This window comes from Gilvimarinus gilvus (genome assembly GCF_030518155.1).
Lineage (GTDB): Bacteria > Pseudomonadota > Gammaproteobacteria > Pseudomonadales > Cellvibrionaceae > Gilvimarinus > Gilvimarinus gilvus.
The window spans coordinates 154,933-178,511 of sequence record NZ_JAULRU010000797.1 but is presented as its reverse complement, the minus strand read 5'-3'; the positions used below and the strand labels follow the sequence as shown (position 1 = coordinate 178,511).

Annotated in this window: 20 protein-coding genes; 10 read left to right on the top strand and 10 right to left on the bottom strand. The window is 51.5% G+C overall.

The window, feature by feature from the left end:
• Positions 1-165: 165 nt before the first annotated feature.
• The 7 genes from QWI17_RS20950 (at position 166) to QWI17_RS20920 (ending at position 9,541) form a co-directional block, all read left to right on the top strand.
• On the top strand, positions 166-1,134 hold the full coding sequence (locus QWI17_RS20950) for a PstS family phosphate ABC transporter substrate-binding protein (RefSeq protein ID WP_302724473.1): 969 nt from the start codon (positions 166-168) through the stop codon (positions 1,132-1,134).
• Positions 1,135-1,292: 158 nt separating this feature from the next.
• Positions 1,293-3,575, top strand: a complete 2,283-nt coding sequence (locus QWI17_RS20945) for an ABC transporter permease subunit (protein WP_302724472.1) — start codon at positions 1,293-1,295, stop codon at positions 3,573-3,575.
• A 17-nt stretch (positions 3,576-3,592) separates the two neighbouring features.
• Entirely contained in the window at positions 3,593-5,260 is a 1,668-nt protein-coding gene (gene pstA / locus QWI17_RS20940) for a phosphate ABC transporter permease PstA (protein WP_302724471.1), read from the top strand.
• 145 nt (positions 5,261-5,405) lie between these two features.
• On the top strand, positions 5,406-6,170 hold the full coding sequence (gene pstB, locus QWI17_RS20935; protein WP_302724595.1) for a phosphate ABC transporter ATP-binding protein PstB: 765 nt from the start codon (positions 5,406-5,408) through the stop codon (positions 6,168-6,170).
• Between the two features lie 100 nt (positions 6,171-6,270).
• Entirely contained in the window at positions 6,271-6,999 is a 729-nt protein-coding gene (phoU, locus tag QWI17_RS20930; protein ID WP_302724470.1) for a phosphate signaling complex protein PhoU, read from the top strand.
• 401 nt (positions 7,000-7,400) lie between these two features.
• Entirely contained in the window at positions 7,401-7,955 is a 555-nt protein-coding gene (locus tag QWI17_RS20925) for a thioredoxin family protein (RefSeq protein ID WP_302724469.1), read from the top strand.
• Positions 7,943-9,541 carry a mechanosensitive ion channel family protein gene (locus tag QWI17_RS20920; RefSeq protein ID WP_302724468.1) on the top strand — a complete coding sequence of 533 codons (1,599 nt, stop codon included), beginning with the start codon at positions 7,943-7,945 and terminating at the stop codon, positions 9,539-9,541. The genes QWI17_RS20925 and QWI17_RS20920 overlap by 13 nt, the downstream gene beginning before the upstream one ends.
• An 89-nt stretch (positions 9,542-9,630) precedes the next feature.
• Here QWI17_RS20920 and purD read toward each other — a convergent pair whose 3' ends face one another.
• The 10 genes from purD to QWI17_RS20870 form a co-directional block, all read right to left on the bottom strand.
• On the bottom strand, positions 9,631-10,920 hold the full coding sequence (gene purD / locus QWI17_RS20915; RefSeq protein WP_302724467.1) for a phosphoribosylamine--glycine ligase: 1,290 nt from the start codon (positions 10,918-10,920) through the stop codon (positions 9,631-9,633).
• Between the two features lie 122 nt (positions 10,921-11,042).
• Positions 11,043-12,620 (bottom strand): bifunctional phosphoribosylaminoimidazolecarboxamide formyltransferase/IMP cyclohydrolase, encoded by a 1,578-nt coding sequence (gene purH, locus QWI17_RS20910; protein ID WP_302724594.1) that lies wholly within the window; start codon positions 12,618-12,620, stop codon positions 11,043-11,045.
• Between the two features lie 178 nt (positions 12,621-12,798).
• Positions 12,799-13,098: a DNA-binding transcriptional regulator Fis gene (fis, locus tag QWI17_RS20905; protein WP_302724466.1), complete on the bottom strand. Its 300-nt coding sequence runs from the start codon at positions 13,096-13,098 to the stop codon at positions 12,799-12,801.
• Complete coding sequence (gene dusB / locus QWI17_RS20900; RefSeq protein WP_441294600.1) at positions 13,095-14,084, bottom strand: tRNA dihydrouridine synthase DusB; 990 nt, start codon at positions 14,082-14,084, stop codon at positions 13,095-13,097. The genes fis and dusB overlap by 4 nt, the downstream gene beginning before the upstream one ends.
• A 172-nt stretch (positions 14,085-14,256) precedes the next feature.
• Complete coding sequence (locus QWI17_RS20895) at positions 14,257-15,693, bottom strand: DUF3426 domain-containing protein (RefSeq protein ID WP_302724464.1); 1,437 nt, start codon at positions 15,691-15,693, stop codon at positions 14,257-14,259.
• 63 nt (positions 15,694-15,756) lie between these two features.
• Positions 15,757-16,638, bottom strand: coding sequence for a 50S ribosomal protein L11 methyltransferase (gene prmA / locus QWI17_RS20890; RefSeq protein WP_302724463.1), 882 nt, complete (start codon positions 16,636-16,638; stop codon positions 15,757-15,759).
• Between the two features lie 44 nt (positions 16,639-16,682).
• Positions 16,683-18,026 carry an acetyl-CoA carboxylase biotin carboxylase subunit gene (accC, locus tag QWI17_RS20885; RefSeq protein ID WP_302724462.1) on the bottom strand — a complete coding sequence of 448 codons (1,344 nt, stop codon included), beginning with the start codon at positions 18,024-18,026 and terminating at the stop codon, positions 16,683-16,685.
• 57 nt (positions 18,027-18,083) lie between these two features.
• Entirely contained in the window at positions 18,084-18,542 is a 459-nt protein-coding gene (gene accB / locus QWI17_RS20880) for an acetyl-CoA carboxylase biotin carboxyl carrier protein (protein WP_302724461.1), read from the bottom strand.
• Positions 18,543-18,584: 42 nt separating this feature from the next.
• A complete protein-coding gene (gene aroQ / locus QWI17_RS20875) occupies positions 18,585-19,025 on the bottom strand; it encodes a type II 3-dehydroquinate dehydratase (protein WP_302724460.1) in 441 nt (146 codons plus the stop codon).
• A 320-nt stretch (positions 19,026-19,345) separates the two neighbouring features.
• Positions 19,346-21,118, bottom strand: coding sequence for a protein-disulfide reductase DsbD family protein (locus QWI17_RS20870; protein WP_302724459.1), 1,773 nt, complete (start codon positions 21,116-21,118; stop codon positions 19,346-19,348).
• A gap of 185 nt (positions 21,119-21,303) precedes the next feature.
• On the opposite strand from QWI17_RS20870, the gene QWI17_RS20865 reads away from it, so the two are divergent.
• Genes QWI17_RS20865 through QWI17_RS20855 form a run of 3 tightly spaced genes read left to right on the top strand, consistent with a single transcriptional unit; the run spans position 21,304 to position 23,571 of the window.
• Entirely contained in the window at positions 21,304-22,002 is a 699-nt protein-coding gene (locus QWI17_RS20865) for a hypothetical protein (protein ID WP_302724458.1), read from the top strand.
• A gap of 20 nt (positions 22,003-22,022) precedes the next feature.
• On the top strand, positions 22,023-22,475 hold the full coding sequence (locus QWI17_RS20860; RefSeq protein ID WP_302724457.1) for a copper chaperone PCu(A)C: 453 nt from the start codon (positions 22,023-22,025) through the stop codon (positions 22,473-22,475).
• 34 nt (positions 22,476-22,509) lie between these two features.
• Positions 22,510-23,571 (top strand): DUF2333 family protein, encoded by a 1,062-nt coding sequence (locus tag QWI17_RS20855; protein ID WP_302724593.1) that lies wholly within the window; start codon positions 22,510-22,512, stop codon positions 23,569-23,571.
• Positions 23,572-23,579: the final 8 nt, after the last annotated feature.

The window sequence follows — 23,579 nt, the reverse complement described above, 5'->3', positions numbered from 1 at the left end:
AAGCGGCCGATGGCCGCTTTTTGTCGTTATGGCATTCACTTCAATTTTGATGCGGTATACCAAAAAGTAATATGACAGTTTCCTTACGGCTTGTCACATAACTGTCATAAACCCTCGATAGAGTGCGCCCAGTGACCATATGTGGACTCAACCGAGGAATCATCCATGAACGCAAAGAAACTTGTAAAGAGCCTGGCCGTCGCGGCTTCAATTTTGTGTGCGCCAGCCTTTGCTGACGTAGATCCCAAACTGGCGGACTATGAAACCACTTCCGGTGTTTCGGGCAACATTAACAGTATTGGCTCCGATACCTTAAACAACTTGATGACGCTTTGGGCTGAAGAGTTTGCCAAGTACTACCCCAACGTAAACATCCAGATTCAGGGCGCTGGCTCATCTACCGCGCCACCGGCATTGACTGAGGGCACCGCCAACTTTGGTCCTATGAGCCGCGAAATGAAAGGCTCGGAAATTCAGTCGTTTGAGGCTCATTTCGGGTACAAGCCCACCGCTGTGCCTGTAGCCATTGATGTTGTAGCCGTATATGTAAACAAAGATAACCCAATTGAAGGCTTGACCATGGCGCAAGTCGACGCCATTTTTTCGGCAACTCGCCGCTGTGGCTATGGAGAAGATATCACCCGCTGGGGGCAAGTAGGTTTGCAAGGCAATTGGGATAACCGTGATTTCACCATTTACAGCCGCAACGCGGTATCCGGTACCTACGGATTCTTTAAGGATGTTGCCTTGTGTGGCGGTGATTATAAAGCCAGTATCAATGAGCAACCAGGTTCAGCTTCCGTGGTACAGGGTGTTAGTGAGTCTATCAATGGGATCGGTTACTCAGGTATCGGTTATGTGACTTCCAGCGTGAGAGCTCTGCCGTTGGCTGCTGAACAGGGCATGCCTTATGCTCCGGCCGACGCGGAACATGCCGCCGATGGCAGCTACCCGATGGCGCGCTTCTTATACGTTTACATTAACAAGCATCCAAACCGTGATCTTGACCCAATGCAGGCCGAGTTCCTGAAAATGGTGACTTCTAAGCAGGGTCAGGAAGTTGTGGTGCGCGATGGTTATATTCCTTTGCCGGCAAGTGTTGCCGAGCGTGTTCACAAAGAATTGGGCTTATAAGTTAAGGCCAGATTATAGGCTCAGGTGCTGTGTCGGCGCCTGAGCCTTTTTGTAACAAAAATGTCATAAATCATTGTTAGCATCGCCGCCATTGAATCTCCCGGCACTGGGCGGGAGCTTTTGCATCCAAATCCGGCCAATAATTCAGGAACCAGACCATGAGTGAGACATCTCCCGCCGCTTCCGGGACAAAGAGTCTGATGCCTAGCGCCCAAGAAAGGGCCAAGCTGCGCAATACAAGGCGCCTCAAGGACAGTATTTCCAAATGGGGTATTACCACAGCTGGATTAGCGGTTGTTGCTGCGCTGGGGCTTATCTTTTTCTACCTATTTTCTGAAGTATTTCCACTGCTCAAAGATGCTGAGGTCGAAGTAGTTGATTCATACCCGGTCGCTCAAGTGAGCAGCGCGGAAAACCAGTATATGTTGCTCGAGCGCTACGAGCAGATTGGTGCGTCGCTAACCAGTGCGGGAACGGTTGAATTTTTTGAGGCCGACTACGGAAAGCCTCTCGTTAACTATGCGGTCGACTTGCCTGCCGGTGTGGAAATGACGGCACTGGGCAAAAGTACACCAAATAACGGGCTAATAGCGCTGGGTCTTAGCAACGGAGAATTACTGCTTTCCCAAATTAGCTATGGTCTTACCTATCCTGATGATAAGCGTAAAATTACGCCAGAGCTCGATTATCCATTAGGCGAAACCCCGATAGTTATGGACCCGGAAGGCAAGGCTCTGCGTGCCGTGGCTGTTCAGGCAACGGGCCGTGGCCATGTTCTGGCCGCTATTACTGAAGACAATCGTATTCAGTTGGGGGTCTATACCAGTAGAAAGAATATGATAACGGGTAAGATCACCTCAAATGGTCGAGTCTTTACCATGCCTGGCCTGCCTGGCGACGCCAAGGCGCAATTTGTTCAAGTCGATCAAACCGCACGCCACTTGGTTGTCGCCGATGATCAGGCGCAACTACACACCTTTGCAGTAGATACGCCCTCCAATGCCAGTTTAACCGAATCGGTTCCTACCGGGCGCGGCCAGGTAACGGCTATGGAATTTTTAGTCGGCACCGGTTCTTTGGTGATCGGTACCGACAGCGGTAGCGTGAGCCAATGGCTCTTGGTACGTGACCCCAAGAATGTCTACCATGTTAAACCGGTACGAGATTTTGAAGGTTTACCGAATGCCATTACCACAGTTTCGCCTGAATATACCCGCCGGGGATTTTTGGTGGGGGACAGCGAAGGGTATCTGGGTATTTATCACGGCACCGCTGCGCGCACTTTGCTGGTAGAGCAAGTGGCCGAGGCCGGTATTGCACAATTGGCAATTTCACCCATCAACGGTAAGTTGTTGATTCTCGATCAAGCCGGCACCGTGCAGGTCACGGAAGTTTGGAACGAGCACCCGGAGATTTCCTTTAGTTCGCTCTGGCAAAAAGTTTGGTACGAAGGGCGCTCTGAACCCGAGTACGTCTGGCAAGCGTCATCCGGTGGCGATGAGTCTGAATCGAAAATGAGTTTGGTGCCCTTGTCTCTGGGAACCCTCAAGGCGGCATTTTTTGCCATGTTGTTCGCCATTCCACTGGGCATTATGGGCGCGGTGTATACCGCCTACTTCATGACCCCAAAAATGCGCGGTCTGGTTAAACCTACGATTGAAATTATGGAAGCCCTGCCAACCGTAATTCTTGGCTTTTTGGCAGGCCTGTGGTTAGCACCTTTTTTAGAAAATCACTTACCTGCAATATTCAGTATTTTGCTGTTGATGCCAGTGATGATGGTTTTGGTGGGCTTTGGATGGTCGCACCTACCGGGTGCCATTCGCCATCGTGTTTCCGATGGTTGGGAAGCCGCAATTCTTATCATCCCCGTGCTGCTTACGGGGTGGCTGTGTGTGGCTGTGTCCCCGCATCTGGAAATCTGGTTTTTCGATGGCAGCATGCGTCAATGGTTCACCAACAATGGTATTAACTACGATCAGCGCAACGCGTTGGTCGTGGGCATTGCCATGGGCTTCGCTGTGATTCCAACCATTTTCTCTATCGCTGAAGACGCCGTGTTTAATGTGCCGCGCCATTTAACACAGGGCTCGCTGGCATTGGGGGCTACTCGCTGGCAAACCGTGATTGGAGTCGTTCTCCCCACAGCTAGCCCGGGCATTTTTTCGGCAGTGATGATGGGCTTCGGTCGAGCCGTAGGGGAAACCATGATTGTCTTGATGGCGACTGGTAACAGCCCAGTAGTGAATTTTAATATTTTCGAAGGGATGCGCACACTATCGGCCAATGTGGCGGTAGAACTACCAGAAACTGCCGTTGACAGCACTCACTTTAGAGTCCTGTTCCTGGCCTCTCTGGTCCTGCTAGCGCTGACGTTTATCGTCAACACTTGCGCTGAAATTATTCGCCAGCGTTTGCGTAAGCGCTACAGCAACCTGTAAATAGAGGCGATCAAACGATGAAAAATTGGTTTAAAAGTGGCGCCCCCTGGATTTGGTTAAATGGCGGTGCCGTGGCTCTGTGTATTGTGATGGTAGTCGGCCTTCTGGGGCTCATTGCTATTCGTGGGTTTGGCCACTTCTGGCCGGCCGACATTATGCAAACCACCATTGTTGATAAGGCCGGGGTGGGAAAAGCCATACTGGGTGAAAAGGTGCGATCAGAAACCATTCCGGCAGCAGTCGCGCGCGACGGCGGCTACGAAATTGGTGATGATGTCGAGCTGGTGACCCGCTACCTGGTTAAAGAGGGTAATCGCGATGTCAGTGCTCGTGATTTTAACTGGTACCTGGGTATTGGTATGGGGGAATGGGAATACCCGGAAAACGCAGTGTCGATTGAGCGACGTGAGTGGGGGAATTTCTACGGGTTTCCACAACAGCTGTTGGAAAATGGCGCCGTTATCGCCTCACTGGGTGAAGAAACGTTCTGGCAAGAACTCTCTGAGCGGGTAGAGCGCAGTTTAGATATACACTCGGACATTAGTCACATCGAAAAAGGCGCAATTGGCCGCATCAATCACAAGCTGGAGCGTATTCGGTTGGATAAGCGCCGTCTTGAGCTACAAGGAGCTGATGCCGCCACTATGGCTGCAGCCGAGGCCGAATTTGCCGCGCGCCGAGCAGAGTTAGATGCGCAGTACGTTGAGGTCAAAGCTGAGCGTGATGCGCTGTACAAATTGCTGGAACGCGATACGTTAATTGCAACCGTCGCCAGCGGCCGCGAAGTTAAAATTCCTTTGCAGAATATAGTGCGCGTTACACGCCCCAATGCCATGGGCGTATTTGGCAAAATGGGACAATATGTAGAACGCTTTTGGGAGTTTTTGAGCGATGAGCCGCGTGAAGCCAATACCGAAGGGGGGATATTCCCGGCAATTTTCGGTACGGTGACAATGGTGTTGGTCATGTCAATTATCGTCACGCCGTTTGGCGTTCTCGCCGCCATTTACCTGCGTGAATACGCTAAGCAGGGGCCCGTTCTTCGCCTGATTAGAATCTCTGTGTATAACCTGGCAGGTGTACCCTCCATTGTTTACGGTGTGTTCGGCCTGGGATTTTTTGTTTACATCCTCGGTGGCAGCCTTGATGAGCTGTTTTACCCCGAGTCACTGCCGGCACCTACCTTCGGTACGCCTGGTTTGTTTTGGGCCTCATTGACCTTGGCACTACTCACTTTACCGGTGGTGATTGTATCCACAGAAGAAGGCTTATCGCGTATTCCCACTACTATTCGCCAGGGTTCTCTGGCGTTGGGAGCAACGAAAGCAGAAACCCTGTGGAAGGTTGTTGTACCATTGGCAACCCCAGCCATGATGACGGGCTTGATTCTCGCCATCGCCCGCGCCGCCGGCGAAGTTGCCCCGCTTATGTTAGTGGGTGTCGTTAAGTTAGCGCCCTCACTGCCGATTGATGGCAACTACCCCTATTTGCACCTCGACCAAAAGATTATGCATCTGGGCTTTCATATCTACGACGTGGGCTTCCAGAGCCCGAATGTCGAGGCGGCGCGTCCGCTAGTGTACGCCACGGCACTGACACTTGTGCTGTTGATTATTGTGTTAAACCTAACCGCGATTCGCATTCGTAATAGTTTGCGTGAAAAGTATCGCAGCGCATCTGATTGATAACGGGGGCTAAACCATGTTAGAAACGACAGACGCCGTCGCAAACCGCGACACTGAAACCGATGCCGTTCAAGCGCCTGAGCAGGCCCATGCCGGTTATGAGCCAGATCAACAGCAGCCATTTGATACTTCAGAATCCTTAGCTATGGAAAATGAAACAGTAAAACTGGAGGTCAAAGACCTCAACTTGTACTACGGTCAGGATCGCGCACTGAAAAATATCAGTTTGCAGATTCCAGAGAAAAAAGTAACGGCTTTTATTGGGCCGTCTGGCTGTGGTAAATCGACGTTGTTACGTTGCTTTAACCGAATGAACGACCTGGTCGATAGTTGTCGTATCGACGGTGAAATCTTGCTAGATGGTGACGATATTTATGCGCCAGGTGTTGATGCCGCCGAGCTGCGCCGACAGGTTGGTATGGTGTTCCAAAAACCCAACCCTTTCCCTAAGTCGATTTACGAGAACGTGGCGTACGGTTTGCGCTTGCAGGGTGTAAAATCTAAACGAGTATTGGACACGGTAGTTGAGAATTCACTGCGCGGCGCGGCGCTGTGGGATGAAGTCAAAGATCGCCTACACGACAATGCGTTCGGACTCTCAGGTGGCCAGCAGCAACGTTTGGTTATTGCCCGTGCCATCGCTATCGAGCCAGAGGTTATACTGTTGGATGAGCCTGCATCGGCCCTGGATCCTATTTCAACATTGAAAATTGAAGAGTTGATTTACGAACTCAAGGATAAGTACACCATTGTGATTGTGACGCACAATATGCAGCAAGCGGCGCGGGTGTCCGATTACACAGCGTTTATGTATATGGGTGATTTAATCGAATTTGGTGATACCGATACTCTGTTCACCAACCCGGCGAAAAAGAAAACTGAAGACTACATTACCGGTCGTTACGGTTAATGATCGAAGGGGCAAAAGCAGCTGCTATCTTTGCTCCCATATGAGTCGGCAAATTAATTGACTGTGCATGCACAGTTACACGTAAAGAGCGAAGGTCGCTATGGATATTACCAGTCACACGCATCATATCTCCCAGCAATACAATATTGAATTGGACGATATAAAAACCCACTTGTCTGAGATGGGCGGCATGGCCGAGCGTCAGGTCAACGATGCCATTGCCGCCATGATGGAAGTGGATATGGACAAGGCTCAACAGGTTGTGCGTGGCGACAATAAAGTTAATGCCATGGAGGTCTCTATTGACGAGGAATGTGTGCGCATACTTGCCAAGCGTCAGCCTGCTGCCGGTGATTTGCGCTTAGTGATAGCGGTAACCAAAGCCATTACAGATTTAGAGAGAATTGGTGATGAGGCCGCTAAAATTGCCCGGCAAGCTATGGCGCTGGGACGCGATGGCGCCGCGCCACGCGGATACGTAGAAATGCGCCATATTGGTCAACATGTTTCGCGCATGTTGCACGACTCACTCGACGCCTTTGCCAGGTTGGACCTTGAGGTGGCACTCAAAGTGGTGCAAACGGACAAGACGGTTGACCTTGAGTACAGTACCGCGATGCGTGAGATGATCACCTATATGATTGAAGATCCGCGCAGTATCACCCGTGTTCTCAATATTATGTGGTCATTGCGTTCACTTGAGCGTATCGGCGATCATGCGCGCAATATCGCGCAATATGTGGTCTATTTGGTGATGGGCGAAGACGTTCGTCACGGTAGCTACGAAGAGATCGAAGAGCAAGTGCATCAGGAAACTGACAAAGACTAAGTTCTGCCTAGTGTTATCCCTCACGATATCTTGAACTTTTACTTTGGCCAGCTTAGCTGGCCTTTTTTGTATCTAGCCGGTTGTTGAAAAATCCCTTACGTATTCAGGCTTTCAGCCTGCTAGGCGCCATTTTGCAGGTGTGTGCCCCATCGAAAAGCGGCAACGACGAGTAGGGGCGAGTCTGGAAGCCCCGACGGGCGTAGCCTGAAGCGCACATCTGCCGCGCCCTGTCTCTGGCAAAGGGAACGCACCCTGTGCGTCGAAACAAAGCCCAGTATATGCACGCCTCAGGCCACGCTGAGCTTGCAAGGGGTTTTACAACCACCTGCGAAGCCTTGCGCATTTACATTGTGCCGCCTACACGGTTAAATGAACCTTGAACAGTAACCGATGGAGGGAATATGGCTCGTACACCGTCAAACATGCTACCGCTGGGGACAGTGCTGCCGGAGGTAAGCCTGCCAGATGGGGCAGGTGATCTGTACAATATTCACGATAGCGTCAAAAGTAATGGCCTGTTGGTCATGTTTATCTGCAATCACTGCCCGTTTGTGCTGCATATTGCCGATTTTTTAGGCCCTCTGGCACGGGAATTATCTGGATTGGGTATAGGAACGGTGGCTATTAGTTCCAATGACGCCGTGCATTACCCGGACGATGCTCCCAACAAAATGGTGGCATTTGCTGCCCACCACAACTTCAATTTTCCCTATCTTTACGATGAGTCACAGCAAGTGGCTAAGGCGTTTGATGCGGCCTGCACGCCAGATTTCTATTTATTTGATAACGGCCTGGAATTGGCGTATCGAGGCCAGATGGACGATGCCCGCCCCGGTGCTGATGCTCCGGTCAATGGTCGGGACTTGTTAACGGCGGCCAGAGCTCTAGCCGCAGGTGAGATGGTGAGCAGTAACCAAAAGCCGAGTTTGGGGTGTAATATTAAATGGAAAGACTGATTCGATGGATCTCGGAGATTGATCGATTATTCGGTATCAGTTTAATTGCTCTGGCCTTGGCGTTTACATCTGTTGCATCGGCCGAAGAGGTCACTTTTAAGGATGTGGTTCAGGTGGATGGTCAGGCGGTTGCAAAAGCGCAACGCAAGCAAGTTGCCTCGCCCCTGGCGACTGCTATGGCTTTGCGAGCTGCAGGTGAACGCCGAGACTGGGAATTGGCCGCAAAGTATGCAGATTTTCGCTTTTTATCGGATAACGTCTTAGAGCAGGGTAAGCCTGAGCTCATACGCAAGCTCGCTTTAATGTGGGAGCAGCATCAGATCATCGACCTAACCAGCGTGAGTGATGACCCCGCAGGTAGACTCGATGACGGCTTACCCGAATACCGTGAAGCATTAGGCAGTTTAACCTATGGCAATGAGCAGTTTGTTGTTTATCTGCAAAGAGTACCAGATGGGAATGGTGGTCAAATCTGGAAGATATCCAATGCTACTATCGCTCAGATACCACAAATGTGGCAAATCTTTGGTTATGACCCTAGGTTAGAGCGCCTTGGCCAGTGGCTGCCTAAGTTCCAGTTCTATCATATGCAAAATTGGCAGTTTTTACTGCTGATTTTGGTATTTGTACTGGCTTGGTTAGTAAGTGGTATTGTTAAAAAAATCCTATTGTGGTTGATTAGTTTCACGGATATATACCGCGATACCATGCAGCGACTTATTCGCAGGCCACTACGACTGTTTTTAATGTTCAGTGCAATGCACTGGGGTGTCTATCAGTTAGGTTTGCCATTGCGTGTCAGAGTTTTTTTTGACACCGGCATTTTTCTTTATTTGGCAGGAATGTTTTTGATCCTCGGGATCGTAGAGTTTGCCGCTGCTTGGTACATATCTCGTTCCCTGTCTCGCGATAGTCAATACACACCGGGCTTTCTGCGTCCTATGGTCAGTGTAGTCAAAATATTCATTGTTATACTGGCCGTTCTCTTTTGGCTTGATAACGCTGGCTACAATATGGCGACCGTACTAACTGGCTTGGGAATTGGCTCGTTGGCGGTAGCATTAGCTGCGCAAAAAACGCTGGAGAATGTCTTTGGCGCATTTACGCTTTACATTGCCCGCCCCATTAAGCCCGGTGATTTTTGTCGGTTTGGTGACGTCGTGGGAGTGGTAGAGGAGATCGGTTTGCGTTCAACCCGATTGCGCCAACTCAATCGCGCCGTTGTTAATGTACCTAACTCGGTTTTTTCTTCCAAAGAATTGGAAAATTTATCTGAAATAGATAAACGGCTATATCGTCAACGATTCTGTTTAAGTCACACGACGAGTACGCAAACGGTTAATGGTTTGTTGGAGAGCTTTCGCGAAATTTTACAAGCCAATGAAAATATTCTAGAGCTGTCACGCAGAGTACACTTCGAGGAGATTTCCCAGCGCGGCTTTGAGGTGCAGGTAAACGCATATTTTGACACAGCAGATTTTGCAGAGTTTTTACAGTTGTCCGAGAAAATTAATTTGCAGTTATTGGAAGCAATAGAGAACGCAGGTGCTGAATTGGTACAGTGGTTTATGCCTGAAGCTAAGTAAGCTTGAAGGGGGATTTTTCCCCTTGCACGGGTGACCCAAACAAGTCCAACCTGCAGCCACTAGCGTAGCTGCAAGTTTAAGACAAGAACTTATTGAGCCTGTTCGCGAGCAATAGCACGGTAGGCTATATCGCGACGCAGATAAACATCTCGCCACTGAATTTTATCAGCTAATTGGTAAGCGCGTGCCTGCGCCTCGCTTACACTGTTGCCCAGCGCGGTAGCACAAAGTACTCGGCCTCCATTGGTGACGACTTTGCCGTCTTGGTCGGCAGTACCAGCGTGGAATACCTTCTCCCCATCAATTTCCAGCTCGGGCAACCCACTGATTTCATCGCCCTTGTTGTAGGCGCCGGGATAGCCGCCAGCGGCAAGAACTACACCAACACTGGCTCGCTCATCCCACTCAGCGGTTACCTTGTCCAGTTCCCCGCGCGTCGCGGCCAGACAAAGCTCGACCAAGTCGGATTTAAGCCGCAGCATGATGGGCTGAGTTTCGGGGTCACCAAAGCGACAGTTGTACTCGATAACTTTCGGCGCACCGTCCTCTGAAATCATCAAGCCCGCGTAGAGAAAACCCGTGTAACGGTTGCCTTCGGCGGCCATACCTTCAACGGTTGGGCGAATCACTTCGTCCATAATACGCTGGTTGACGGTTTCGGTAACAACCGGTGCCGGGGAGTATGCACCCATACCTCCGGTGTTGGGGCCAGTGTCGCCTTCGCCCGCGCGTTTGTGGTCTTGACTGGTGGCCATCGGCAGAATGTTGGTACCGTCGACCATCACGATAAAACTGGCTTCTTCCCCGGTGAGGAACTCCTCTATGACAACCCGGCAGCCAGCGTCGCCAAAGGCGTTGCCTGAAAGCATATCACGGACCGCGTCTTCTGCTTGCTGCAGCGTTTCGGCCACAATAACGCCTTTACCCGCAGCAAGACCATCGGCTTTAACCACAATTGGCGCACCTTTTTCTCGTAGGTAGGCGAGAGCGGGCTCCACTTCGGTGAATTTTTCGTAATCCGCAGTGGGGATTTTTTGACGATCCAAGAAATCTTTGGTGAATGCCTTAGAGCCTTCTAGTTGCGCTGCACCTTTACTGGGCCCAAAGCAAGATAACCCTTGCTCCGCGAAATAGTCGACGATACCGTCAACCAGAGGCACCTCTGGGCCAACAATGGTCAGCTCACACTGTTCAGCTTTAGCAAACGCAGCGAGTTTTTCAAATTCACCGACGTTAATTTCGACATTTTTTAACTTGTCGTCTAAGGCCGTGCCAGCATTGCCGGGCGCTAAATAGACAGTATCCACTTGCTTACTTTGCGCCGCTTTCCAGGCCAATGCATGTTCGCGGCCACCGCCGCCAATAATCAGAATATTCATTTTTTGGTACACGGGGAACGGGGAACGGGGTGCGTTCCGGCGTTCTGCCGATCCTCCAGAATTTTGGTTTACGTTAATCGGGGACGATTGCGTTGCGCGTGTACCGTCGCCCGTTACCCGTTCTAGTGTCGGAAATGACGCATGCCGGTAAAGACCATGGCGATGCCGTGCTCATCCGCGGCGGCGATTACCTCGTCGTCACGCATCGAGCCGCCCGGCTGTATAACCGCGGCTATGCCTGCGGCCGCGGCATTATCAATTCCGTCGCGAAACGGAAAGAAAGCGTCGGATGCCATTACCGACCCCGGCACTTCGAGGCCTGCGTGTTCGGCTTTAATGCCGGCAATTCGCGCGGAGTTTACCCGGCTCATTTGGCCGGCTCCTACGCCAATGGTCGCGCCATCTTTGCCGTACACAATAGCGTTGGATTTCACCATTTTGGCGACCTTCCAGGTAAACAGTAGGTCGCGCATTTGCGCTTCACTCGGTACTTGTTTGGTTACCACTTTCAGGTCCGACTCGGTAACGGTGCCATTGTCGCGATCCTGCACCAAGAGGCCACCGGCAACGCGTTTGTAGTCAAAGTCACTGAGTGCAGTGCCCCATTCACCACATTCGAGCAGTCGCACATTTTTCTTGGCGCTAACTACCCCCACCGCATCAGCTGCAATGCTTGGTGCGATGATAACCTCGACAAACTGCTGATCGACAATAGCCTTTGCAGTAGCGGCGTCTAATGGTCGATTAAACGCGATGATGCCACCAAAGGCGGACTCTGGATCGGTCGCAAAAGCTCGCTGGTAAGCGGTCAGTAAGTTATCCGCAGTTGCGACACCGCAGGGGTTTGCGTGTTTAACAATAACGCAGGCCGGCGTGTCAAACAGCTTTACGGTTTCGAGTGCGGCATCGGTATCGGCAATATTGTTGTACGATAGCTCCTTGCCCTGTAGTTGTCTTGAGGTGGCGATAGTACCTGCGGCCGGACTCTTTTCGATATAGAACGCACTTTTCTGATGAGAATTCTCACCATAGCGCAACGTTTGTACCTGTTGGAATTGGCTGTTGAAAGTACGAGGAAAATCTTCGTTACCACCTTCAACCATTCGGCCAAAGTAGTTGGCAATAGCGCCGTCGTAAGCTGCAGTATGTTCGTAAGCTTTAATGGCCAAATCAAAACGAGTTTTATAAGTTGTTGAGCCGTTATTGGTTGCCAGCTCCGCAAGAATGGTTGCGTAGTCAGAGGCATTGACAACAATGTTCACAAACGCATGATTTTTCGCTGCGGCACGAACCATAGTCGGGCCGCCAATATCGATGTTTTCAATGGCGTCGGTCAGCGAGCATTCGGGATTGGCAACGGTATTTTCAAACGGGTATAGGTTAACCACAACCATATCGATACCGCCGATACCGTGCTCTTGCATTACCGCATCATCCTGGCCGCGGCGCGCTAAAATGCCGCCGTGAACTTTGGGGTGTAAGGTCTTAACACGACCGTCCATCATTTCCGGGAAACCGGTGTAGTCGGAAACTTCCACGGCAGGAATACCACTGTCTTTGAGTAGGCGAAAGGTGCCGCCTGTGGATAGAATTTCGACACCTTGCTGATGCAAGGCTGTGGCAAAATCAACAATTCCGGTTTTGTCTGAAACGCTGATAAGCGCGCGCTTAACCGGCGCGAGGTCGGTAGGGTTGGTCATGGGGGTACGCATTCCCGTTACTGTGGTCTGCTTACGTATCACTGGCCGGGGCCACAAAGGTAGGTTGCTCTGTTGTACTTGAGCGAGCTGAGTGTCCGGTCAACGCTGTGTAATCAGTCCGGTTAAAATAAAAAGGGTGGTCAAGACCACCCCATTCCCATACTCGGCAGGCAGTAGCTTACAGCAAGCCGTACTGTTTGAGTTTCTTACGCAATGTGCCACGGTTCAGTCCCAGCACTTGTGCTGCGCGAGTTTGATTGTGGCGAGTGTATTTGAGTACAACTTCTAAAAGCGGCGCTTCAACTTCGGCCAGCACCATGTCATAGACATTGCTAACCGATTGACCGTCCAGGTGCTGGAAATAATTTTCCATGGCCTGCTCAACGCTACCTCGAAGGGACTGACCCTGTGCAGGTTGTGCCACTTGCTCCTGGGGGGTGATAGGTGCATCTGTAATAAAAGTTTCAGCTGAATTCATGCCGCTTTTTCCTCTCGTTCTATCAGCGGTTCGAAAAAACTACGAACGCTGGCATGTTGATCTAGTGTCGTTGCCAATCGATTAAATCTGGCGCGAAAATCACCTGTATCCGGCAGTGTTTTGAGGTACCAGCCCAGGTGCTTACGTGCGATTCTTGGCCCCATAACAGGGCCATAAAACTCTGCCAGCTCGGTGAGATGGCTTAATAAAATATCCCTGACTTCCAGCAGGGCGGGGGCCGGCAAACGTTCACCAGTACGCAGGTAATGGTCTATTTGCCGAAAAATCCATGGTCGACCCTGAGCCGCACGTCCTATCATGACCGCGTGGGCACCGGTAAGGCGCAATACCTGCGCTGCTTTATCGACATTGTCGATATCGCCATTGCAAAACACGGGAATGGTACTGTGAGCAACGACCTCGGCTATAGTGTCGTACTCGGCGTTGCCTTCGAAGCGGCAAGCGCGGGTACGACCGTGAACAGCAAGAGCGGCAATGCCCGCATCCTGAGCAATTTGGGCAATGCGTAAAGCGTTGCGTTGCTCAGGGCTCCATCCTGTGCGTATTTTTAGCGTAACGGGCACCTCTACCGCACTAACCACAGCGTCGAGAATATCCGCCACTAACTTTTCGTCTTTCAATAGTGCTGAGCCCGCAGCTTTTTTACAGACTTTCTTAGCCGGGCAGCCCATGTTGATGTCGATTATCTGCGCGCCATTAAGGACGTTCAAGCGAGCAGCCTCAGCCATCATTTGCGGGTCACCTCCGGCTATCTGCACACAGATTGGACCAGCTTCCCCCCGGTGGTCGAGCCTCATTTTACTTTTACGGCTGTGCCATAAAGTGGTGTCTGAGGTGACCATTTCCGATACCACTAAACCTGCTCCCATACGACGGCAAAGCTGACGAAACGGTCGATCGGTAACTCCGGCCATTGGCGCCAGAATCACCTTAGAGTCGAATTGATAAGGGCCAATATGAAACACTGTCAATTACCTTGCCGACCGCTTGGGTTTAACTCTGGTTTGGTGGTTTTAATTCCGGCATGGCCGGTCAAAAAGGGGGAGCTATGATACCTTTTTGTAACCCGGTTGGGAACGCAGAAATCGCACAGATTGGCTTTTTTTTAGCCGAAATAACCCTTGACTTATGAGCAGACTAACGTATGTCTAGCCGGTAATTCACGGCGCTTTCGCCTGGGTCGGCCAGCTCCAGCGACAGGTGTATAGGCTGGTTCGTGGGCATAATCTTGCTGCCTGCGAGCTCACCCTTCAAATATTCTTGCGGCGTGAAGACTCTTGACGCCACGGGCTTGTTGTTGATGTCGGTAAAAGTGAGCTCTAAATCGGGGTAGGTTTGCTCAAAAGGGGCTCCGTTAAGCACAATGGCGTCCACGGCTAAAGCCTCGGCCTGTTCCGGGTGGTTGCGAACCACCAGGTTGAATGTGCGAATGCGTTTATTATCGCTCAGTGCTGGCACTGTGCAGCCCAGTAGGTTGCAAGCCTGGCTGTAATATTGACGGTATGGTTCAGCTCGACTAAACCGGTCAAACTGCAGCCAGGCTATCTGGATTATTAGTACAAGCACCGCCAAAACACTCGCTCCTCCCCAAGCGAGACGCTTTTTCCATTGTCGGGTGCTTACGCCAGCCATCTCGACAGGTTCGGGGTCGATATTAAACAGCATGGCACTGCGATTTGGGTCAAATGCGGTCAGCTTTTCGCTGTATTCTTCGTTTTCATCTTCATTGGTGAGGTGAAATTTTGGCTGTGGCGGATTCTTTGCGGCGCGCGTTGCCTGAGGTTGCTCGGAGTTTGCCGGTGCTGAACGCTTCGTGGCGTAATCTGTGTCAGCATCATTTGAATCTGCAGCTGCTGATTTCCGCTTTAGGCTATGCTTTCTCTGTTCATGTTTGACGGGCGTCGTTATTACTTCTTGGGAATAAGGCGAGTTGTGTTCTTCATTAGTAGGTGCGTCTATTTCGTCATTGCCGACGATGCTTAAGGGGTTTTCAAAGGTTGATTTTAGCGGCTCATCATTCGGGCTGGCATCGGCTTGTGGGTCATCATCCAGCAGATTCTCCGCCCAGGATTCATCGGTTTCATCGATAAATTCTTCGTTGTGTTTGTCAAGCTTGCGCTCGAACAGGGAGTGGCCGGCACGCTGCTCTTCGATAAAAAATAGTTCACTGTCTTCTTCAGCGCCTTTGTGCATATTGTCGCTGATCAGTTGATCGTCAGATATTTCACTTTCGCGATCAATTTGGCTTTGATCGAACTTAAGTCCGCCGCCCGGGCTGGCCTGATCGGAAGTTTGCGTGTCCAGCTTTGCTGTTTGATGCTCGCTGGGTGTAGGAGAGCCGATATCCAGATTCTCTTGTTGAGGAGCGCTCGTTGCCGTTTTAGATTGAGCCGCTGCGGCTTGAGGCGCGCGCGCTTTTTTGGTGACGGGTTTGCCTTCGATTAGGTGTTTTTGAGCGTTGAATATGTGCAGGCAAGAGCCGCAGCGAACCGCTCCACGCGCTTTTTGAATCTGCGCATGGGTGATGCGAAAAGATGTGCTGCACTCGGGGCAGCGGGTCACCATCTCGGCCATGGGGCTGGTTCTGTCCTTGTTTGAGTCGAAGTGGGACCTTAAAAGGTCGTCAATGTCGTTATACTAGCGAATTTTACGGCCAACCAAGCGAACCCATTCTTCCTTTTGTGCAATAGGTTCAAAATCAAAGTCCTTGGCATAGGCGTCCATAACAGCTTGTGCTTGGACGTCCAGTATACCGGAAAGGCACAGCTTGCCACCGGGCCGCGTTAGATTGGTCAGGATGGGTGCCAATTCGGCCAGTGGTCCGGCCAAAATATTTGCTAGCACAATATCGGCACTAGCTTCCGGTGCATTGTCCGGTAAGAAAACAGGCATGGCATTATCGGCAAGCTGGTTGCGCTGGGCGTTATCGGCGGTGGCGATCAGTGCTTGTGGGTCGATATCGACACCTATGACGCGGCGTGCCCCAAGCTTAAGTGCCGCTATCCCTAATATGCCTGAGCCACAACCGTAGTCAATCAATTCCAGATCATCTAGAAGCTGCTTGTCTAGCCATTGCATACATAGGAATGTTGTTGGGTGAGTGCCGGTGCCAAAGGCGAGACCGGGGTCCAGCAAAATATTGACTTTGGTGGGTTGTGGCGGTGCACACCAGCTCGGGCAAATCCACAACCTTTCGCCGCAACAGATGGGGTGGAAGTTGCTCATCCACTCCCGCTCCCAGTCCTTATCCTCTAATTGTTCCCACTGCAGGTGCGTAAGTGGCTGGCTTAGGCGTTGCTGTAGAGACGTGGCGATAGCTGCCGTGTCTATATTAGCGTCGAAAAGCCCCGTTATTTTGACTTGATCCCACAGGGGGGTCTCCCCCAGCGCGGGCTCTAAAATGGGCTGATCGGCATTGTCTTCGAGTGTCACCGAAACGGCACCGATTTTCATCAAAGCGTATTCGATGGAGGCGGTGCCACTGCGGTTCGCTGTTAATTTAAGTTGCAGCCAAGGCATAGAATATTGCTTACTGATAGCCCGGCGATAAGCCGGGCTCAGGGTTAGCTTTCCAGCTTCTTTTCAAGGTAGTGAATGTTTACACCACCTTCACGGAAGGCGGTGTCTCGGACCAGCCGCTGCTGTAAAGGTATATTGGTACGAATGCCGTCGATGATGGTTTCATCCAGGGCGTTACGCATTCGGTTTAAGGCAATTTCCCTGTCTTCACCATGGGTGATGATCTTGGCGATCATAGAATCATAGTTTGGCGGTACGGTGTAGCCGCTGTACAGGTGTGAGTCGACGCGAACACCGAACCCGCCGGGAGGGTGGAAGTTTTTGATGGTGCCAGGGCAGGGCATAAACGTCTTTGGGTCTTCAGCGTTGATACGACACTCAAAAGAGTGGCCGCGAATCACAATGTCGTCTTGGGTGAGAGACAGTTTCTCGCCGGCGCAAACGCGAATTTGCTCTTTAATGATATCAACGCCAGTCACCATTTCGGAAACCGGATGCTCAACCTGAACCCGGGTGTTCATCTCAATAAAGTAAAAGCCGCCGTTTTCGTACAAAAATTCAAATGTGCCCGCCCCTTTATAGCCGATATCAATGCAAGCCTGTACGCAGGCCTGTGCTGTAGATTGGCGTACATCTTCGGGAATGCCCGGCGCCGGAGCCTCTTCCAAAACTTTTTGGTGGCGACGCTGCAATGAGCAGTCTCGGTCACCTAAATGGATGGCGTTGCCCTGACCGTCGGACAGTACCTGAATTTCCACGTGACGTGGATTTTGCAGGAATTTCTCCATGTACACTGTATCGTCACCGAACGCGCCCTTGGCTTCGCTTTGCGTGATATGGATTGAGCTCATGAGTGACGCTTCGGTGTGGACAACTCGCATACCCCGACCACCACCGCCGGCGGCCGCTTTAATAATAATCGGGTATCCGACGCGCCGCGCAATGTCCTGACATTTTTCGCGGTCGTCGGTAGGCAGCGGCCCGTCCGAGCCCGGTACCGTAGGCACGCCAGCTAGTTTCATAGCGGCAATCGCGGCGACCTTGTCGCCCATGGTGCGAATTACGTGTGGGTCTGGGCCGATAAAAACAAATCCACTTTTTTGCACTTGCTCGGCAAAGTCGGCATTTTCGGCTAAGAAGCCGTAACCTGGGTGGACGGCAACCGAGTCGGTTACTTCCATCGCGCTGATAATGGCGGGGATGTTAAGGTAGCTCTGCGGTGAAGGGTTTGGCCCTATGCACACAGATTCGTCTGCCAGACGCACGTGTTTCAGGTCGCGGTCGACCTGAGAGTGCACCGCCACTGTTTTGATGCCCATCTCTTTACAGGCGCGCAAAATACGAAGCGCTATTTCGCCCCGGTTTGCGATCAGAATTTTTTCAAACATAAACCAATTCCTCGAAATCTCTCGGCACTTATATAGTTGTTAGGAGCGGTTAAGTGCTTAGACGATGGTTACCAGAGGTTGGTCGAATTCCACAGGCTCGCCGTCTTCTACCAAAATGGCTTCGATAACGCCGGATTTGTCCGCCTCGATTTGGTTCATCATTTTCATGGCTTCAACGATGCAGATAACATCACCCGCTTTGACGTGCTTGCCAACTTCAACAAAGGTTGGTGAGCCCGGGCTTGGTGAGCGGTAAAAGGTGCCGACCATGGGTGATTTCACCAAGTGGCCCGACGGTGCGGCGGCTTCGCTGCTGGGCTCGGCGGCAGGCTCGGCAGCAGGAGCCGGAGCTGGTGCGGGAGCCGGAGCTGGTGCGTAGACAGGCGGCGCGCTTATTGCGACGTTGCCAGAGTTGCGACTGATGCGCACACTCTCTTCGCCTTCTTTAATTTCCAGTTCGCCGATATCGGATTCTTCAAGAAGTTCGATCAGTTTTTTAATTTTACGAATGTCCATTGGACCCTCTCTTTTTTCGGGTGTCACTTTAATGTAGTTGGTTTAGTTTTCTAGGCGCGACATGGCAGCGGTTAATGCCAGTTGATAGCCCTCAGCGCCGAGGCCGCAAATGACGCCCTCGGCAATATCAGAAAAGTAAGACGTATGCCGAAACGCTTCGCGTTTATAGACATTGGATAGATGCACCTCAATAAACGGTATGGCAACGGCTAGCAGTGCATCGCGCAGCGCGACACTGGTGTGGGTGAAAGCTGCGGGATTGAAAATTATAAAGTCAACGCCTTCGGAGCGAGCTTCGTGAATACGCTCTATAAGCTCGTACTCTGCGTTGCTTTGCAGGCTCATACAGTGGTGCCCAAAGCGGTGACATTGCTCGGTCAGGGTGGCATTTATATCTTCAAGAGTATTGGCACCATAATGGCCGGGTTCACGGGTACCCAGCAAGTTTAGGTTTGGGCCGTGCAGCACCAGAATGCTCGCCATGCTTGACTCCCTTGAGTGTTCACCGAGTGAATTTGATGCCTTTGGAGGCTCGCCGCCCACTTTATTTGAGGCTCAGGCCGCGAGTGTGCCGTAAAATAAAGGCTCTGTCCATGCAAAAGCGGCCTTTTTCTCTAATTCGCCGACAATGTCAACACGTTAGCGACCGTTTGAATACTTTTTGTCTTAAGTGTGCCGCAAGATTGAGATTTGAGGCGCTTCATTCCTGCACGTTCGAGCCAGAATCCGTCTTATTCTCTACATCTTAGTATCAAAGTTGGAGAAATTGGTTAATTAAGGTGATAAATTCGAAGAAAGTGTGACTAATTGTCTTCAAGTTGAGAGAATATTTCTTTTAGATGCTCCTTGCGCAGTATTTGCGGAAGAATTTTGCCCGGGCCAGATTGGTTCGGTGCAAACCACAAGTATAATGGAACACCGCTGCGGCCATAGGATTCGAGTACTTGGGTGATTTTCGAATCACGGTTGGTCCAGTCGCCCTTTAGCGTGGCAATGTCGAGTCGGTCAAATGCCTCTTCTACTTCTCGGGTGCTAAGGGTGACGCGCTCGTTGGCAAGGCAGGTTATACACCAGTCGGCGGTAAAATTGACAAACACGGGCTGGTTGTCGTCGCGCAATTGTTGCAGCAGTTCATCGCTGTAGGGTTGCCAGCGCGAAGGCTCTGAGGAGCTTGTCAGGCCTACAAACGGAATAGCTATTGCCGCAATTAGCGCTGCGAGAGACGATAATTGCAGGGCGCCGCGTGCGACTCTGTGGGCGGGGCGGTGCTGGCGCAACCACAGGCCGAATGCAAAAGAGATTAGACCCAGTAACAATATGGCGACCGCGTCGCTGCCTAGCTGGCGGCCCAGTACCCATACCAGCCAAATCGCAGTGAGGTATAGTGGGAATGCGAGAGCTTGCTTTAGTACGTCCATCCAATGCCCTGGGCGGGGTAGATGGCGAATCAGGTAGGGGAAATAACACAGCAGTAACAGCGGCAATGCCATGCCAAACCCCAGAGCCACAAACACAGTTAACGCCACGGCGGCTGGCTGAGTCAGCGCATACCCCAGGGCCACACCCATAAAAGGAGCGGTGCAGGGGCTGGCAACAACGGCGGCCAGTACTCCCGTGAAAAATGAACTGGTCAGCCCTCCCGATTCAGTAAAGCGTTGCCCGAGACCCATCCAGTTGCCGCCAATATTGAGTACGCCCGACAACAGCAGTCCCATAACTAGAAAGAGGTATGCCAGGCTGGCTACCAGCAGGGGTGACTGCAATTGAAAGCCCCAGCCAATGGCTTCTCCGCCCGCTTTAGCCGCTAACAAGGCTACCGCAAAACCGGTGAAGCTTAACACGATGCCAAGCGTATAAGCCCAGCCGTGCAACGCCAGGCGAGAGCGGTCGGCACCGGCTAAGCTCAGCACCTTTATCGATAGAACTGGAAACACACAGGGCATTAGGTTCAATATCGCACCGCCCAGCAAGGCGAACAACAAGACGGTAACGAACAAACGCTCATCTGCGTTTGCCGTTGTGGACAATGATGCCGATGTAAAGTCTTGCTTTTCTATTATCTCGGCCACACCCTGGGCGGGGTTGATTGCCAAGTACTCGTCGTGTGGCGGATAGCAAAGACCTGCTTCGGCGCACCCCTGTGACCGCACCTTCAGTGCGAACGGTTGCGCTGTTGCTTTCAGCGGCAGAGTTAGGGTGGCAGTGGTGTAGTGGACCGCCATATTTTTTTCGAAATATTCATCGAATTTATCGACACTGCTGGAGAAGGTTGGCTCCAGTGCGCTGCCATCGCCCAGAGATAGTTTAAATTGCTCCTGGTATAGGTAATAGCCAGGCTCGATGTCCCAGTGAATGACAAGCTCATTGTCTCTGACCCAAGCAGATAACAGGTACGCTTCGGCGACAGGTAAAAACTCTTCATTCTCATCTGTCTTGTCGAGCCCTACACCCAGTGCAGGAGATGATTCACCGTTGCTACTCGGCGCCATAAGGAGTGTTTCAGTGGCCGCAGCTGATAACGGCTGAAAGCAGAGGGCAAGTAGCAGTATCAGGCCAAGGCCGGGTATTTTGCGCATGGGGTTTCAACATTGATGAGTGGATAACGTATTTTGGCGGCATATGCCTGGCTTTACAAATGCTTTAGCCACCGTTGGGACACTATTAACGGTACTATGGTTCCCGCTGTGGGTTCGATTGCCCTAGCTTTCGCGAACACGATAAACTTGTCGTTGATTTTGATTATAGGTGGTGGGACATTGTGGTGAGTAAGTACTGGCTTCTTGGGGTGTTGTTGGCTGGGTGTTTGGTTGGGTGCACAACGACAGAGCCCAAACCGACCACGGCCGAAGCGGTTGTGGTCGAGCCCGAACTAAGCGCACAGGAAAAACGCAACCGACATATTCAACAATTGCTGTTCGCCGCAGAGCGTGCGCTTGCTCGGGATAGGTTATTAAAACCCGGTTATGACAATGCCTATGATCGTTATGCGTCGGTTCTTATAATGGACCCTGACAACGCCGAGGCGGTTTTGGGGCTTCAGGCAATCGTGTTGCGATATTTGGACATGGCGCGAAACGCCGCTCAACGCAGCTACTTTGATGACGCTCAAATGTACCTCAATCGAGCGTCGCAAATTATGCCCGATGACACTGCAGTACAGACATTGGTGGCGCAGCAAAGAGAGTCACTGGCGAAACCTGAGCCTCGCCCGGAGGCGGAGAATGCATATATATTAGATCGGGCATTGCTCAACAGCCGCAGTGATGAGGTGAAACAGCAGCTCGCAGAGTTAGCGCAGTCTGCGCGCGCGAACAATCATATGGTTTTGATTGTAGCTGCTACGGATGCACAAGGGCGCTGGCTGTACCAAACTATGCGCAAGGCGGTACCGGGTTATTTATTGCGTGGGGACATACAAGTGGGCTCACCTGCCCGAATTGAGCTGTTGCCGCCGTTGTGATTGCCGAAGGAGAGTACTTTTTGAAATATGTTCGTTTACTTTTATGGGTGGTTTGCTGCTGGTCGATGACGGCAGTTGGGAGCGAATCGGTTTCCGTGAGCGACGGATACGTGCAATTACCGGTGCCGGGGCAAACTAGGGCTGCGGCCTTTATGGTACTGCAGAATGAAGGGGAGTCGCTGACACTTGCATCGGTATCGTGCTCCTGCGCGTCTAAAGTAGAGATTCATTCGCACACCCATAGTGATGGGGTGATGAAAATGCGTCGTGAAGATGCATTACCCTTGCCGAGCCGACAGACGGTGACGTTGGCGCCAGGGGGGTGGCATATGATGCTGTTTGATCTTAATCCGGCCGTGCGCAGCGGCCAGCACGTCGAGTTGCAACTTACCTACAGTGATGACTCTGTGCAAATCATTAAACTACCAGTGCAAAGTATTTTTGATGGTGACGATCATCAGCATCATCATTAATCAGAGTTTACAGACCTAAGGGGGTCTTATGGCGATGGAAAGTATTAGGCGGCAATGGCAGAAACTCACTGTTCGTAAGTCGGCCGCTGAGTCGGGCGAAGCGAGCGGTGAGGCGTCGCTCTGGCGCTGGTTGCCATTGCCGATTGTACTGCTGCTCGTGTTGTTGATTGTTCTTGGCTGTTACTGGAGCTTTACGCCATCTTTGTTTAATGTTGCAGCGCGCACAGAGGCGATACTGGCGAGCCAGGATCGCACAACGGTGGTCGGTGCTGCGACCACCGTTAGCCTGATAACCGTTGCCGATACCCTGTTGCAAAAACCCGGTGGCTATTTAAGTAATGATGTTACGCCGCCGAGTTTGTGGCTGGATAATATGCCCAACTGGGAATATGGAGTGATTATTCAAGTCCGGGATATGAGCAAGGCTATGCGTGAAGCGTTTAGTCGATCGCAATCGCAGTCGCTGGAAGATAAAGACTTAGCTACGGCCGAGTCGCGCTTTAATTTTAATAATGACAGCTGGTTATTCCCCCCCACCGAGCGCCAGTACAGTGAAGGCGTAAAACACCTCAATAACTACTTGCAACGGTTGGCAGACCCCGCCGAAAAAGACGCGCAATTCTACGCCCGAGCGGATAATTTGCGCTACTGGTTGGCGACCGTAGAAACGCGTCTGGGTAATTTATCCCAGCGTTTGAGTGCCAGTGTTGGCCAACAACGCATCAATACGGATTTAGCCGGAGAGGCCGGTGCCAGCCAAGCGACGCCAACCCCCGGAGAAGGGTTTGTAAAAACTCCATGGCTGGAAATAGACGATATATACTTTGAGGCCAGAGGCTCGGCCTGGGCATTGATTCACTTTTTGCGGGCGGTTGAGCATGATTTTGCTGATGTGTTGCAAAAGAAAAATGCCCTGATTAGCTTGCGCCAAATTATTCGTGAACTGGAAGCTACTCAGCATCGGATTTATAGCCCAATGATTTTAAATGGCAGTGGTTTTGGAGTGTTGGCAAATCATTCGCTGGTTATGGCTTCTTATATCTCGCGTGCCAACGCGGCCATTATTGATTTGCGCGAATTGCTCGCGCAGGGCTAGTTTGAGGT